The sequence below is a fragment of the Pseudomonas yamanorum genome, assembly GCF_900105735.1.
GTDB classification, from domain to species: Bacteria; Pseudomonadota; Gammaproteobacteria; order Pseudomonadales; family Pseudomonadaceae; genus Aquipseudomonas; species Aquipseudomonas yamanorum.
Genome location: NZ_LT629793.1, coordinates 5,645,765 through 5,659,627, shown reverse-complemented (window position 1 = coordinate 5,659,627; position 13,863 = coordinate 5,645,765). Strand labels below are relative to the sequence as shown.

The window sequence follows — 13,863 nt, the reverse complement described above, 5'->3', positions numbered from 1 at the left end:
GTCTTGGAGACGAGGTGTACCCGGTGCACAATGCGTGGTCCCTCGATCCCTGCCAGGATTCCAATGCACCAGGTTCTGCTGATCATCGACGTACAACCCTCTTTCAACCCGCCGGACTGGCTGGTGGACGGCATCAACGCCCTGCTGGCCCGCATGCCCTCAGTGGCCACCGTAGAGCGCCACGACGAAAGCATCACCCCGTTCGCCCGCCAACTTGGCTGGCAGCCGGCGCCCGACGACAACAGCCTGATCGCCGCCGACCATATCTTCATCAAACACGGCTACGCGCCCACGCCCGAGACCATCAGCCACCTCAAAAGCCTCGCGCCGGATCGAGTGCTGGTGTGTGGCATCCAGACTGATACCTGCGTACTCGCGGCCGGGTTTGCGTTGTTCGACGCGGGCTTGCAGCCAACGCTGATCAGCGATTTGACTGTGGGTTCATCGCTGGATCGCTCGGGGAAACTGGGCGCGGATTTGTGGCGGCATCACTTCAAACACGTCATCACCCACGCAGAGATTTAAGTCAGCCCCTCGCCACAGGTCATTTGGCAAACATCACCGTTACCACAAGGCGCGTATTGATCGGCGCTCTGCCCACGCATTACTCGGCGTCACTGCCGACCTGGTCGCCGACGGAAACATCAGTCACGTTAGGCGCCACGTTGTATCGCGGGCCAATGGAAGTCGAGGGCGGCGAGTGGATGTGCCAGATGCGCGACCCTTGGGGTAATTGCATCGGCTTGCGCCAGGCCGGTCTAGACAAGTCAAGCAATTGCAGCCTTTCGAACCACACTCCGTAACCGGTTTGGTCTACAGTTCCAACACTTTCCCTCCCCTCTTGGAGCCTCCATGCCCACCCTCCAAATCCGCACGCCCATGCTCGATATCGCCTACGAAGCCCATGGCCCGGAAGGCGGCGAGGTGGTGATTCTGCTGCACGGTTTTCCCTACGACCCTCGCGGTTATGACGAGATCGCTCCGGTGGTCGCCGCACGTGGCTGCCGGGTGCTGGTGCCGTACCTACGGGGTTATGGCCCGACGCGTTTTATCAACGATCAGGTGATGCGCTCCGGTCAACAAGCGGCGCTGGCCAAGGATTTGCTGGATTTCATGGATGCCCTCTCCATCGATAAAGCCACGCTGGTGGGCTATGACTGGGGCGGACGCGCGGCGTGTATCGTTGCGGCGCTATGGCCTGAACGGGTGCGAGGCCTGGTGACGGGCGATGGCTACAACATCCAAGACATTGCTGCGTCGATCAAGCCTCGGGCGCCGGAAACGGAGCATCGGCTGTGGTATCAGTTTTACCTTCATACCCAACGTGGTGTCGACGGAATGACCGCCAACCGGCGTGAGTTCTGCCAGTTGCTGTGGGCGCTCTGGTCGCCGTCGTGGGCCGAGGGGCCAAGCCTGTATGGCAAGACGGCACCTTCGTTTGATAACCCGGATTTTGTCGAGGTGGTGGTCCACTCTTACCGTCACCGCTTCATGTACGCGCCGGGTGATCCGGCCCTGGAAAGCATCGAGCAGGCGCTGGTGCAGCCACCGCCGATTTCGGTGCCGAGCATCTCGTTGTGCGGCGCCGATGACGGCGTAGGTCCGGCCCCGGTTGAAGATGACGACCTGGAAAATTTCAGCGGGTTTTATCGGCGCGAAGTGTTGGCCGGTGTGGGCCACAATATTCCCCAGGAAGCGCCCCAAGCGACCCTTGAGGCGATCTTCGAATTGCTGAGCCTCAGCCCCCGGCCGAGATCCTGAAGCTGAACACGCTGCCCTGCCCCAGCACGCTTTCAGCCCACAAGGTGCCGCCGTGGGCCTCGATGATGCCGTGGGAAATGTACAACCCCAGGCCGCTGCCGGTGGGGTTGCCCACGCGGGAGGTCCAGTAGCGTTCGAAGATATACGGCAACTGCGCCGGGTCGATGCCGACGCCGTTGTCGCACACCCGGAACAGCACCTCATCGCCCGCGGCCTCGGCAATCACCTCGATCACACCGCCCACCGGAGTGAATTTCAGGGCGTTGCCCAGCAGGTTGGAAAACACCTGGAACAGTCGCTCAGGGTCGGCCTGCACACACAGCCCGGGCGCGGCGCTCCAGGTCAGGTCGACACCCTTGGCTGCCGCCAGCGGCTGCCACATCGAGCAGATCTGTTCCTGAGTCGCGGCCACATCGAGCGATTGCAGCGAAACGCTGTAGCGCCCGGCCTCGATACGCGAGATATCCATCAGGTCTTCCAGCAGGGTGTTCATGCGGGACGTCGCGTTTTGCATGGTTTCAATCGCGGTGGCGAGGCGACGATTGGCCTTGCTGCCGTCAGCGGGCACCAGGCTGCGCATCATGCCGCATTGCATCAGCAGGATCGTCAGCGGGCTGCGCAAGTCATGGGAGACCACTGCCACCAGTTCATCACGCGCCCGTACGGCTTCATGTTCACGCTGCACCTGGCGCGCGAGGTCATGCTCCAGGGCATTGCGCCGCAGGCTCTCCACCGCCAGCAATTCCGAGAGCGACCAGTACAGGGCCTTGCCATCGACCTGCTGCTTCCATAGGTCAAACGACAGGCGCGGACTCAAGGTCGTGCTGCCCGGTTCTTGATGTTTGACCGGCTGGCCGCTCCACTCCACCGTGGACTTGACCTCCGGGCGAAACCACATCATTGCGTTGTCCACCGGCTTGGGCAGACAGAACGCCAACAGGCCGCTGGCGTGGGCCTGATAGGCCGCCGCCGGCGGGAAATCCACAGACAGTTGATGACTGTGCACCACGCCTTTGCCCTGCCCGCGCACCCACTGGTACAAGGCGTGGATTTCAGCACGTTTGGGGCAAACGCCGAACACATGCAGACGCTCTTCCACCAATATCGCCAGGCCACCGGCCGCCGCCAGGTTCAGCAACGTTTGCGCGTACGGCAGCAGGCTTTCCATCACATCGCACTGAACGGCCGTCATGGCCGCGACCAACTCTTCGACCATGGCGGCCTTGTCGCGTTGTTGGCGGCGCTCCTGCTGCTCCTGGAGCAACGTGATCTGCATCGACAACAACTGGCCGATGCTGGTGCACGCCGTTCGCAGTTCATGGGGCACACGCAACGGCTCACGGTGACCACAAGTGATCAGGCCCCAGAGCTGGTCGTCCTTGAGCAGCGAAATGCTCATGGAGGAACGCACGCACATGTTTTTCAGATAGTGACAGTGCACCGGCGACACGCTGCGCAATACGGCGAAGCTGAGGTCCAGGGGCTGGCCGTTGTCGGGGCGCAGGGCCGGCAGGATCGGCACCGGCTGGTACTCGGCGTCGGGAATCACGCGGATCCAGTTCAGCCGGTACAACTCACGAGCCTGGGGCGGGATGTCCGAAGCTGGGAAACATAATCCCAGGTACGGCTGCATGCCCTCGCTGAGGGCCTCACCGATGACCTTGCCATGGCCTTCCTGCTCGAAGCGGTACAAGGTGACCCGGTCATACCCGGTGAGGCTGCGAATCTCGGTGACGCAGGTCTGGTACAAACTTTCCAGCGTCTTGGCTGACTGCAAGCGGCGCAGCGTGCGGGCGAGTTGCCCCACGGCGCGGTGCTCAAGGGCCATGGTCCGCTCCAGCTCGAGAAACAGCAGCCCCTGATGACGATGCAGAAGGATGTCGTAGGCGTACCCATCAAGCGTCAGTTGATGCACCTCCTCTTCATCGGCGTCCAGGTCCGCCAGGGCACGGCTCACCTGCGCTGCGGCCTTGCTACCCAGCACACTGGCCAGCGCCTGGCCCGACGCACTTTCCGCGCCCAGGCCCAAAGCGACGGTCAGGTTGCTGCTGGCTTGCAGTACCTCAAGCGCCGGTTCGCTCAGCGTCAACAACAAGCCGTGGGGCTGGATCGATCCGGGAATGTGGATGGGTTCGTTGGCGCAGTCGTCTATCAGCGTATCGACCGTGCTCATCGCAGCACTCCGCAATGATCCAGCCACTGCTCGAAACAGAGGAAGGTCGACTCGGCAACCTCCACCGCTTCCAGGCGTTCGGCCGGGGATTGCAGCGGGTACAGGCAATCAAGAAAGCGCTGCCACAGTGCGCTGGTTTGTGCTCCGTACACATTCATGAACGCCCCGCCATTGATGGAGCCGACACCAATCTTGATCTCGATCAGGTTGCGCAACACCTGGCCACCGAGGGTTGCGCCTTCCAGCACGTAGAGGGCGCCCAAGGCCTGGGCCACGTTGGTGATGGCGGGCAGTTCGGAGCACAACGGCAAGGCGTCGATTTGCGAGTTTTCCAGGCCCAGCGCCCGCAAATCAGCCTGCAAGTACGGGGTTTTGCTACGCCGCCCCCATTCCAGGTCAGGGATGATTTCACCCCACGGCGCCAGGGCTCGCTCCAGCGGCTGATAGAAGCCGTAATAGGCGCTCATCAGCTCGCGGTACAGCGCCAGGTCCATGCGGGAAAACGGCAGACGGGTATCGAGGCGTCGGTGCAGCGCAGCGGTCGCCGCGCGTAGTTCGACAAGGACAGGAGGTAGTGAATTCATGAGCTGTGCGCACGCCGGGAAGGTTCAAAACCGCGACGTAGAGGCCTGGGATCAAGACACTGCGCAATGGACTGTGGGTAACATAGCACCTTGATACAAAAACGTACCTATTCGTTCAAGCAGGCCCTGCTTCAACCGGGGGCGCAAAACCGTTCGCGGTAGGCCTGGGGCGTGATCGACACCGCCCGCAGGAAGCTGCGGCGCATGGTTTCTTCGCAGCCAAATCCGCAGTGCACCGCAATGCGTTTGATCGACGCGCTACTGTCCGCCAACTGCCGGCGGGCGGTTTCCACGCGGATCAGTTCGACGGCCCGCGCGGGCGTCTGGCCGGTTTCGGCGCGGTAGTGGCGCACAAAGCTGCGCTCGCTCATGCCCGCCTGGGCGGCCAGTGTGGCAACGTTCAAATCGAGGGTCAGATGTTCGGCGATCCAGGCGTGCAACTCCGCAAAACGGCTGCCGCCCTTTTGCAGGGACAACGTCACGCTGAACTGCGATTGCCCACCGGGGCGCTTGAGAAACACCACCAGGTGCCGCGCCACTTCCAGGGCCACGGCGCGACCCAGGTCCTCTTCCACCAGTGCCAGGCACAAGTCGATGCCGGCGGTCACGCCGGCCGAGGTCCACAGGTTGCCCTGCTGGATGAAAATCGGATTGGCTTCCACCGTCAGCTGTGGGTATTTGCGCGCGAGTTCTTCGCAGCGAGTCCAGTGGGTCGCCACGCGGCAGCCGTCGAGCAAACCACTGGCGGCCAGCAGAAAGGCGCCAGTGCACACCGAGGTCATGCGCCGTGACCGGGTGGCTTTTTGGCGCACCCAGTCCACCAACGCCGGGTCTTCGGCGGCCCCGTACACGCCCCAACCGCCCGCGATCACCAGCGTGTCGCACGGCGCATCGGCGGCCGGCAGCGGCTCGGCCACCAGGGCCAGGCCCGCCGAGGTCATCACTGGCTCTGCCTGCGCGGCAATCACACTGACCGCATAGGGCAATGGCAAACCCTGCTGGCGCGCCAGGTCGTTGGCCGAGGCAAACACTTGCAGGGGCCCGGTGACGTCTAGGACCTGCACCTTGGGAAAGGCGAGCACGTTGATGACTTTGGGCATGATTGGCGTAATTCGTGGGCTCAATGGCGTATGCGCCAAAGACTAGGTGACTAGAGTGAAGCCGTCCATCCCTTTATCAGGAGCAGTCCCCATGACCTTGCAGATCGGCTTTTTGTTGTTCCCCGGTATCCAGCAACTGGACCTCACCGGGCCTTACGACGTATTGGGATCGCTACCGGATGTGAAGCTGCATCTGGTGTGGAAGGACCTGGCGCCCGTGACCGCCAGCACCGGTCTGGTGTTTACCCCCAGCACCACCTATGACGAGTGCCCGAGGCTGGATGTGATTTGCGTACCTGGCGGCTCGGGCGTCGGGGCGTTGATGGAAGATGAGCAAACCCTGGCGTTTCTCCAGGCACAAGCCCAGACCGCGCGTTACGTGACCTCGGTGTGCACCGGCTCCCTGGTGCTGGGTGCGGCGGGCTTGCTGCGAGGGCGTCGCGCGACCACCCACTGGGCCTACCACGACCTGCTCGCCCCGCTGGGCGCGATCCCGGTGCAGGAGCGCGTGGTGCGTGACGGTAACCTGTTGACCGGGGGCGGGATCACCGCCGGGATCGACTTTGCCCTGACCCTGGCGGCCGAGCTGTACAGCGAAGCGGCAGCGCAACTGGTGCAGTTGCAGATTGAATATGCACCTGCCCCGCCGTTCAATGCAGGCCGGCCGGAAACCGCGCCGCCGCATGTACTGGAGGAAGCCCGCAAACGCACCGCCGAGTCGCGCAAGACACGAGGTGAAATCGTGGCACGGGCGGCGGCGCGGCTGGGTTAAGCATTCGCATGCCCGTGGCGGTCGGCGGGCACCAGATGCCCGATCGTTCCGTCCCCATAGGCCCGCTCCACTTTGGAAATCACCACGTGATAGCCGCCGTACCACCGGCGGTACAGACGCTTGGCTTCCAGATGGGTCGGGTGGCTGGCAAAGGCGCGGATTGACGCTTCATCACGCCAGTAATAACTGGCGTTGATCAAACGCCCATCCGCCGAGCGCCACGACTCGGCCCCCACGTATCCCGGCAGCCTTGCCGCCAGTGCGTCGATCAAATCCGTGAGGCGCTGGAACTCGTCATCCCGTTCACCAGGCTTGTAGATAAAGGCTGCGATGTACATGGGTAACGTCCTTTTATAAGTGGGATTTCACGTCGGGCGAGACATCAATGCCAACCGTACGGCCAGCACCATCAGTACGGTCGCCAGGCCCCATTTCTGTAAGCCTGCGCTGCCCGATTTGCCGGCAAAAAACCGGCTGAGCGCCCCGCCGAAGATCCCCAGCACGGTATGAAATACACCGCTGATCAATGTCAGGATGATCCCCAGCACCACCAGTTGCAGCGCGATGGGCCCCGCCTTGGGGCTGACGAACTGCGGCAGGAACACCATGAAAAACAGCAACGCCTTGGGGTTGAGCAAACTGTTGAGCATCGCCCGCACAAACACCCGGCCCAGCGGCACGCGGCTGACGTGGGCCGTGTCCAGGGCGGGCGTTTTCTGCAGGGTCTTGAACACCAGCCACAGCAGGTACAACACCCCGGCGTAGCGAATCAGGTCGAAGGCCGGCGGCCAACTGGCGACCAGTGCGGTCACGCCGGTCGCGGTCAATGCCGTGAGCAGCAGGTCCGCCACGCTGATGCCCAACCCGGACGCCACGCCGCCACGCCAGCCATAGGTCACGCCGTGGCTGATGACGAAAGCCATGTTCGGCCCCGGGGATAACAACAGCAGCAGGACTGCGCCAGAGAAAACAGCCAGGGTTGCGAGGTCGATCATGCTCAAGCCATCCACCGGGAAAGCCTGTAGATTAATCAGCTCACCTGATACAAACAAAAAATTGATCTAGATACGCTTTACACGGGAACGCACCATGGCTCAGGTCCGCTACAAACTGATCGTCGATGAACTGGCCACGCGGATTCGCGTCGGAAAATTGCCGCCGGGCACCCAGTTGCCGACCGTGCGCAGCCTGATGAACAGCCATCGCATTGCTCTGGCGACGGCGTTGCGGGTGTACAGCGAGCTGGAGGCCAGTGGTCTGGTAGTGGGCGAGCCAGGGCGCGGCACGTTTGTGCGCGATACCACCCTACTGCGAGGCATGGGCCTGGTTCAACAACCGCTGCAACCGGGCACCGTGGACCTGAGCCTGAACTACCCTTCGCTGCCCGGCCAGGCCGAAATGCTGCGAGACGGTTTGCGCGCCATCGCCGCCTCGGGCGACCTCGATGCCCTGCTGCATTCTGCCCCTCAGGGTGGCCGCGCCCATGAGCGGCAGACGGCGGCGCGGCACCTGCGTAATCGGCAGATTCGCGTAGGTGGCGAGCAGGTGCTGATCGTCAACGGGGCGCAGCAAGGTCTCTCTGTCAGCCTGATGGCGTTGCTGCAACCGGGGGATGTGTTGGCGGTTGATGCGCTGACGTATCCCGGGTTGAAAACCCTGGCCCAGTCCCAGCGCATAGACCTGGAGCCTCTGCCGCAACCGGCTGGCCATACTGATCTGGATGCACTGGAGGCCTTGTGCAAACGGCGCCCGGTACGGGCGTTTTACTGCATGCCCACCCTGCACAATCCGCTGGGCACGGTGATGAGCGAAACCGACCGCCAACGCCTTGCAGTGTTGGCTGAGCACTACGATTTTCTACTGATCGAAGACGGCGCCTACGCCTTTCTCGCAGAGCCCGCCCCCAAGCCGTTGTTCACCTATGCGCCGTTGCGCACGGTGTACGTGTCCGGCCTGTCGAAGAGCGTAGCGTCGGGGTTGCGGGTAGGGTTTATCGTGGCGCCCCAAGCGTGGGTACCGGCGCTGGAGCAAGCGATTCGCGTCTCGACCTGGAGCACACCGACGCTCACGGTGAACCTGGCGTGCCGTTGGATCGAGTCCGGCGCGGTGGATACGCTGGAGGAACAGAAGCGTCAGGATGCGCGCCAACGCCAGGCGCTGGCCCGGGAGGTATTGCGAGGGTGTGAGGTGATTGCGCATCCGGCGTCGTATTACCTGTGGCTGGTGTTGCCCGAAGGTCTGCGGGCGGATGCTGTGGTGGCCGCGCTGGAGGGCCAGGGTGTGCGCGTCACCAGTGCAGAGCCGTTCGCCTGTACAGCCCATGTGCCGCATGCGTTGCGGGTGGCGTTGGGGTCGATTGATTTGGCGACGTTGAGATTAGCCTTGAGGAAAATTCGCGAGACAATTCGGATATGAATAAAGGGCCAGCAGGCTAAATCCCTTTGATTTGCGGGACGTTTCCGAGACAATCTTTCGGCCTTGTGCCTGTCGGAACCGGTGGCTAGTCTTCGCCCCTTCACTGCTCATCAGTGAACGGGTTTAGTCGCCCGAACCTTCACAAGGCGCATGGTTTCATCATGAGGTTTTATGGTGGCTGTGCGCAGGGCACCTTCGGGTGCGCCGGATTTTCCTTGTGGCCGGTCGACTAACCTGCGTACAGCCGCCACCCATCGTTTAGTCGCGATGGGGGCCGGCTCCTGGTCTCATAAGGAGTTACACCATGAATAAAGCCGTCCCCGACCCACCCAGCGACCTGCTGAAAAACCGCGCCGCGTTCAATCGCGCACTCGAACACTACCTGCCTTCCCAGGGCTTCCACACCGTCAACGAAGACCTGAGTTTCGAAGACGCCCTGCTCTACACCGCGAGCCTGCTCAGCAGCGCCTCGGCCACCGCCCTCGACTGCGGCGAACTGCTGCAAAGCCCCGAGCGGGCGAAGTTGTTGGCGGTGTGGCATTTGCTGGAAATTGCCAAGACCACCGTCGACCGCTCGATTGAGTGTTTGCACCTGCGCAAGGCTTAGCCGCAACCCCGTCAAGCCTGTGTGGGTTTGTGCATCCCGCCAAATCCACACGGCAACGATTGCCCAATCCTCTGGCCAGCGCATAGAATGCGAACCGTTATCAATTAAGACGCCCGCGCCAGGATGCCCATGTCGAGCGACCACCCACTGGACCATGCCGCCATCGGCCAGCTCTACCATGCCCATCATTCCTGGCTGCGCGGCTGGTTGAGCCGGCGTACGGGCTGCCGTGAGCACGCCGCCGACCTGGCGCAGGAAACCTTCGTGCGCCTGCTCAATGCGCGCAAGCAGCAAGCCTTGCTGCAACCCCGCGCCTACCTGAGCAGCATCGCCCGCAGCCTGATGATCGACCAGTATCGCCGCCGCGAACTGGAGCGTGCCTATCTGGAGAGTCTCGCCCATTTCCCGGAAGTCGAGGTGCCGTCGGAAGAAACCCGCCTGCTGATCCTCGACAGCCTGGAGCGCATCGACCGCCTGCTGGACCAACTCAAGCCACGGGTGCGCGAAGCATTTTTGCTGGCGCAACTGGACGGCCTGACCTGCCAACAGATCGCCCTGCGCCTGGGGGTGTCCAAGGCCACCGTGGAGCGCGACCTGGCCAAGGCACTGCACGCCTGTTATCGGTTGCGTTATGCCGAAGGCTAATCCGCCATTGGTGGACCAGGCGATCCAGTGGATGATCAAGCTGCGGTTCAATATTGCCGATGACGCCACCACGGCCGCCTTCGAACGCTGGCTTGAAACCAGTGGCGATCACCAGCAGGCCTGGCAACGGGTCTCGTCGATGAGTGACGAGTTTGCGCAGTTGCCGGCACAGGTCGGCCGCCATGCCTTGCAAGGTGCCCGCCAACGCATCAGCCGCCGTGAAGGGTTGAAGTTGCTCGGGCTGTTCGCCGGTGCCGCAGGGTTGACATGGTTCGGCCGCGACTACACGCCATTGCCCGGCCTGCTGGCCGAATACCGCACCGCTACCGGAGAGCGGCGTTGGGTAGCCCTCGACGATGGCAGCCGTATCCAGCTCAATAGTGCCAGCGCCATCGACACAGTCTTCAACACCGAAAGGCGTCTGGTGCAGTTGCGCCAGGGTGAAATCCTGATCGACATGGGCGCCGACGGTAGCGCGCCACGGCCCTTCTGGGTGCAAACCCGCGACGGTTATCTGCGCGCCTTGGGCACCCGGTTCATGGTGCGCGAGGAGCCCCACGGCACCTTGCTCGCCGTGCAAAAAGGCAGCGTCGCGGTATTCGCCGACAGCCATCAGGCCAGCGCACGTGGGGTGATACAGCCCGGCGAGCAGATGCTGTTTGATCGAAACGGCTTGCGTCCACCCGCCACCACGGGCCTGGATCCCTGGGCCTGGAGCGACGGTGTGATCAGCGCTCACAACATGCGTCTGGACGATTTCCTCGCGGAGCTGAGCCGTTACCGCAATGGGCTGGTGCGCTGCAGCGAAGCGGTCGCCGGCCTGCGTGTGTCCGGGACTTACCAGTTGGACGATACCGATCAGGTCCTGACCCTGGTGGCACAGGCACTGTCGGTGAACATCACCTATCGCAGCCGTTATTGGGTGACCGTCGCAGCTCGTGCATGACCTCCCGAAAATAAATGAGGTGAATTCTCATCTTCGCTCGACCTGTAAGGAAAGGCCGATCAACAGGCCGATTCTGTCCACTTCCTTCAGGAGCATTCCGCGATCATGCAAGCGTTCCCCTCCAAGCGTTCTCCCCTCAAGCATGCGGTGCACGCCGCCCTGCTCGGTGCCTGCCTGAACGGCAGCGCCCTGCCCCTGGCCGTCATGGCGCAAACGCCTGCCAGCGACACCCAGGCCCGTGACTGGAACATCGCACCCGGCCCATTGGCCACGGTGCTCGACCAGTTTGCGCGCCAGGCGAGTATCAGCCTGTCCTATGACGCCACCAGCGTCGCCGGCAAGACCAGCCCCGGCCTCAACGGCGCGCTGGACAGCCAACAGGCTTTGAGCCAATTGATCCAGGGCCAGGGCTTGCAAGCCCAACGCCAGAGCAACAACACCTGGCTGCTGTTGCCGCAAGTCGCGGACACCGGCGCGCTGAACCTGGGTGCCACCACCGTGACCGGCGAACACCTCGGCGTCACCACTGACGGCAGCGGTTCCTACACCACCGGCGCGGTGACCATCGGCAAGGGCGCCCACAGTCTGCGGGAAACACCGCAATCGGTCAGCGTCATGACCCGCAAGCTGATCGACGACCAGAACATCACCACCATCGATCAATTGCTGGAACACACTCCGGGCATCACCACCTACGACTCACCTATGGGTGGCAAGTATTTCTATTCCCGTGGTTTCAAGATGCTCGGCCAATACCAGTTCGACGGTGTGCCGTTGGACATCGGCAAAGACTACGTACAGGCCGACAGCTTCACCGCCAACATGGCGATCTATGACCGGGTGGAAGTGCTCAAGGGCGCAGCCGGCATGCTCAAGGGCGCCGGCACCGCCAGTGGTGCGGTGAACTTCGTGCGCAAGCGGCCACAAGACAAACCCACCACCAGCCTGTCGCTGTCTGCCGGCACCTGGGACAACTACCGCGCCGACGTCGATACCGGCGGCCCGCTCAATGACAGCGGCACCGTACGCGGCCGCGCCGTGGTCAGCCAACAGAACCGTGGCTCGTACATGGACGTCTCCAAGCGCCAGGACCAAGCTGTCTACCTCGCACTGGATGTTGACCTCTCGCCCGACACCACCCTGGGCATCGGTGCCAGCTACGAAGATGTCGATGCAACGCCCTGCTGGGGCGGTGTGCCGCGCTACAGCGACGGCAAGAGCATCGGCCTGAGCCGTTCCACCTGCCTGGGCCAGGCCTGGAACGACTGGCAGAGCCAACGCACTACGCTGTTTGCCGACCTCACCCACCACTTCAACGACGACTGGCAACTCAAGGTCACGGCGGTGAACAGCCGCAACCTGCAAGACATCAAATACGCCGCCAGCCAAGGCACCGTGAAGTACGGTGATCCGGCGCCAACCGCCGAGATGTACGCCGCGCTGTTTGACTACGACCACCGGGATTTCGGACTGGATGCCTACCTGGACGGTAAGTTCGAAGCGTTCGGTTTGCAGCATGAACTCATCATCGGCGCCAATGGCAGCCGTGGCACCCAGGACGATGTCTACGCGATCCGGAGCCTGCCCGACCGGCAAAGTATCTTCCTGCCCAACCACCACTTCCCGCAGCCCGCCAACGATACCTTCTGGCCCAACATGTACCGGGGCGGCACCGTCAAGGAAACCGCCACCCAGTACGGTACCTACGCCACTTTGCGCCTGAGGCTGGCCGAGCCATTGATGGTGGTGCTCGGCAGTCGCGTCAGCTGGTTCGAAAACCGCCGCCAGTCGAATAACCTCGCCTGGGGCGAATGGGCCCTGCAGGACGCACGCACCAAGGAAACCGGTGAAGTCACGCCGTTCGCCGCGGTGATCTATGACCTCGACGACAACCTTTCGGTGTACGCCAGCTACGCCGATATCTTCCAGCCACAAAGCTCCAACGCCACGGTGACCGGCGCCGCCCTCAAGCCCAAAATCGGCGAAAACTACGAGCTGGGCATCAAGGGCGAATGGTTTGAGGGGCGCCTCAACAGCTCGCTGGCATTGTTCCGCGCTATCGAGAAAAACGCCGCCGAAACCGACTACACCACCCAATGCGGTACCTCGGCAGACGGCTATTGCTACACCGACACTGGCAAGGTTCGCGCACAAGGTGTCGAAGCCGAGTTGAGTGGCGAGTTGCTGGAACGCTTGCAAGTGGCGGGCGGCTACACCTACACCCAGACCAAGAATCTCAACAACATCAACAGCGCCGCAATTGGCGCGGTCGCAAACAGCTACGTGCCGCGACACATGCTGCGCTTGTGGGGCGATTATCAGCTGGACGGAACACTGTCGAAATGGAGCGTCGGCACCGGCGTCAACGCCCAGAGCAGCAACTACCGAATTCAAGGCATCAAACTGGAACAAGCCGGTTATGCGGTATGGAATGCGCGGTTGGCGTACCGGGTCGATGACACATGGACGGTGGCGCTGAACGGTAACAATCTCTTCGACAAAAATTACTATCAGACGGTGGGAACGGCCGACTGGGGTAATTTCTACGGCGAACCGCGCAACTTCACCGTCAGTTTGAAAGGCAATTTTTAAGGTTAGTACCGCCTCAATGTGGTGACGGACTCACGTCCTCACCACTCGTCGCTTGTCCCCGAAAAACCCCGCGTCCTACCTCCGTCAAAAAAAGGTTTTCCTCCCCGGCAGGAAATTTCCCAAATTTGTTCCTACACTCCAAAACGCCAGCATTTTGTTCTCGAAGAACCCGAGAACCCGACCTAGACAGTCAACAATTTGTCACGTAGATGATTAGATAATGTGTCTAGATCGATACCCTTATAAAAAAGTCAAAACCTTGACGAAC

At 62.2% G+C, this 13,863-nt stretch carries 14 protein-coding genes; 8 read left to right on the top strand and 6 right to left on the bottom strand.

Annotated features, from left to right (window positions below):
- The first annotated feature begins 63 nt into the window (after window positions 1-63).
- Window positions 64-525 (top strand): cysteine hydrolase family protein, encoded by a 462-nt coding sequence (locus BLU46_RS26710; protein WP_093207832.1) that lies wholly within the window; start codon window positions 64-66, stop codon window positions 523-525.
- A 79-nt stretch (window positions 526-604) separates the two neighbouring features.
- Here the strand turns inward: BLU46_RS26710 and BLU46_RS33395 are convergent, their stop codons facing one another.
- A complete protein-coding gene (locus BLU46_RS33395; protein WP_257626732.1) occupies window positions 605-739 on the bottom strand; it encodes a hypothetical protein in 135 nt (44 codons plus the stop codon).
- 113 nt (window positions 740-852) lie between these two features.
- Here BLU46_RS33395 and BLU46_RS26700 point away from each other — a divergent pair, with 113 nt between their 5' ends.
- On the top strand, window positions 853-1,761 hold the full coding sequence (locus tag BLU46_RS26700; protein WP_093207829.1) for an alpha/beta fold hydrolase: 909 nt from the start codon (window positions 853-855) through the stop codon (window positions 1,759-1,761).
- Here the strand turns inward: BLU46_RS26700 and BLU46_RS26695 are convergent.
- From BLU46_RS26695 to BLU46_RS26685, 3 genes are all read right to left on the bottom strand, one after another.
- Window positions 1,739-3,934, bottom strand: coding sequence for an ATP-binding protein (locus tag BLU46_RS26695; protein ID WP_093207826.1), 2,196 nt, complete (start codon window positions 3,932-3,934; stop codon window positions 1,739-1,741). The two genes, BLU46_RS26700 and BLU46_RS26695, sit on opposite strands and share 23 nt — an antisense overlap.
- Entirely contained in the window at window positions 3,931-4,518 is a 588-nt protein-coding gene (locus BLU46_RS26690; RefSeq protein WP_093207823.1) for a biliverdin-producing heme oxygenase, read from the bottom strand. Before BLU46_RS26690 ends, BLU46_RS26695 begins: the two co-directional genes overlap by 4 nt.
- 131 nt (window positions 4,519-4,649) lie before the next feature.
- Window positions 4,650-5,618 (bottom strand): GlxA family transcriptional regulator, encoded by a 969-nt coding sequence (locus BLU46_RS26685; protein WP_093207820.1) that lies wholly within the window; start codon window positions 5,616-5,618, stop codon window positions 4,650-4,652.
- 91 nt (window positions 5,619-5,709) lie between these two features.
- Between BLU46_RS26685 and inhA the strand changes: the two genes are divergently transcribed.
- Window positions 5,710-6,390 carry an isonitrile hydratase gene (gene inhA / locus BLU46_RS26680; RefSeq protein WP_063028476.1) on the top strand — a complete coding sequence of 227 codons (681 nt, stop codon included), beginning with the start codon at window positions 5,710-5,712 and terminating at the stop codon, window positions 6,388-6,390.
- Here the strand turns inward: inhA and BLU46_RS26675 are convergent.
- Both BLU46_RS26675 and BLU46_RS26670 read right to left on the bottom strand, forming a co-directional pair.
- Complete coding sequence (locus tag BLU46_RS26675; RefSeq protein ID WP_093207817.1) at window positions 6,387-6,728, bottom strand: antibiotic biosynthesis monooxygenase family protein; 342 nt, start codon at window positions 6,726-6,728, stop codon at window positions 6,387-6,389. The genes inhA and BLU46_RS26675 overlap by 4 nt on opposite strands.
- Before the next feature lie 27 nt (window positions 6,729-6,755).
- Window positions 6,756-7,385, bottom strand: coding sequence for a LysE family translocator (locus BLU46_RS26670; RefSeq protein WP_063028472.1), 630 nt, complete (start codon window positions 7,383-7,385; stop codon window positions 6,756-6,758).
- Between the two features lie 94 nt (window positions 7,386-7,479).
- Between BLU46_RS26670 and BLU46_RS26665 the strand changes: the two genes are divergently transcribed.
- From BLU46_RS26665 to BLU46_RS26645, 5 genes are all read left to right on the top strand, one after another.
- Complete coding sequence (locus BLU46_RS26665; RefSeq protein WP_093207815.1) at window positions 7,480-8,805, top strand: aminotransferase-like domain-containing protein; 1,326 nt, start codon at window positions 7,480-7,482, stop codon at window positions 8,803-8,805.
- 304 nt (window positions 8,806-9,109) lie between these two features.
- Window positions 9,110-9,412, top strand: a complete 303-nt coding sequence (locus BLU46_RS26660; protein WP_017476852.1) for a DUF6124 family protein — start codon at window positions 9,110-9,112, stop codon at window positions 9,410-9,412.
- A gap of 129 nt (window positions 9,413-9,541) precedes the next feature.
- Window positions 9,542-10,057: a sigma-70 family RNA polymerase sigma factor gene (locus BLU46_RS26655; RefSeq protein ID WP_093207812.1), complete on the top strand. Its 516-nt coding sequence runs from the start codon at window positions 9,542-9,544 to the stop codon at window positions 10,055-10,057.
- Window positions 10,044-11,003 carry a FecR domain-containing protein gene (locus BLU46_RS26650; protein ID WP_093207809.1) on the top strand — a complete coding sequence of 320 codons (960 nt, stop codon included), beginning with the start codon at window positions 10,044-10,046 and terminating at the stop codon, window positions 11,001-11,003. Before BLU46_RS26655 ends, BLU46_RS26650 begins: the two co-directional genes overlap by 14 nt.
- A gap of 105 nt (window positions 11,004-11,108) precedes the next feature.
- A complete protein-coding gene (locus tag BLU46_RS26645; RefSeq protein ID WP_093207807.1) occupies window positions 11,109-13,595 on the top strand; it encodes a TonB-dependent siderophore receptor in 2,487 nt (828 codons plus the stop codon).
- The last annotated feature ends 268 nt before the right edge of the window (window positions 13,596-13,863 follow it).

Excerpts from the sequence above, each read along its gene's own strand:
- BLU46_RS26710 (WP_093207832.1), top strand. The coding sequence starts at position 64 with ATGCACCAGGTTCTGCTGATCATCGACGTACAACCCTCTTTCAACCCG.
- BLU46_RS33395 (WP_257626732.1), bottom strand. The coding sequence starts at position 739 with ATGCAATTACCCCAAGGGTCGCGCATCTGGCACATCCACTCGCCGCCC.
- BLU46_RS26700 (WP_093207829.1), top strand. The coding sequence starts at position 853 with ATGCCCACCCTCCAAATCCGCACGCCCATGCTCGATATCGCCTACGAA.
- BLU46_RS26695 (WP_093207826.1), bottom strand. The coding sequence starts at position 3,934 with ATGAGCACGGTCGATACGCTGATAGACGACTGCGCCAACGAACCCATC.
- BLU46_RS26690 (WP_093207823.1), bottom strand. The coding sequence starts at position 4,518 with ATGAATTCACTACCTCCTGTCCTTGTCGAACTACGCGCGGCGACCGCT.
- BLU46_RS26685 (WP_093207820.1), bottom strand. The coding sequence starts at position 5,618 with ATGCCCAAAGTCATCAACGTGCTCGCCTTTCCCAAGGTGCAGGTCCTA.
- inhA (WP_063028476.1), top strand. The coding sequence starts at position 5,710 with ATGACCTTGCAGATCGGCTTTTTGTTGTTCCCCGGTATCCAGCAACTG.
- BLU46_RS26675 (WP_093207817.1), bottom strand. The coding sequence starts at position 6,728 with ATGTACATCGCAGCCTTTATCTACAAGCCTGGTGAACGGGATGACGAG.
- BLU46_RS26670 (WP_063028472.1), bottom strand. The coding sequence starts at position 7,385 with ATGATCGACCTCGCAACCCTGGCTGTTTTCTCTGGCGCAGTCCTGCTG.
- BLU46_RS26665 (WP_093207815.1), top strand. The coding sequence starts at position 7,480 with ATGGCTCAGGTCCGCTACAAACTGATCGTCGATGAACTGGCCACGCGG.
- BLU46_RS26660 (WP_017476852.1), top strand. The coding sequence starts at position 9,110 with ATGAATAAAGCCGTCCCCGACCCACCCAGCGACCTGCTGAAAAACCGC.
- BLU46_RS26655 (WP_093207812.1), top strand. The coding sequence starts at position 9,542 with ATGTCGAGCGACCACCCACTGGACCATGCCGCCATCGGCCAGCTCTAC.
- BLU46_RS26650 (WP_093207809.1), top strand. The coding sequence starts at position 10,044 with ATGCCGAAGGCTAATCCGCCATTGGTGGACCAGGCGATCCAGTGGATG.
- BLU46_RS26645 (WP_093207807.1), top strand. The coding sequence starts at position 11,109 with ATGCAAGCGTTCCCCTCCAAGCGTTCTCCCCTCAAGCATGCGGTGCAC.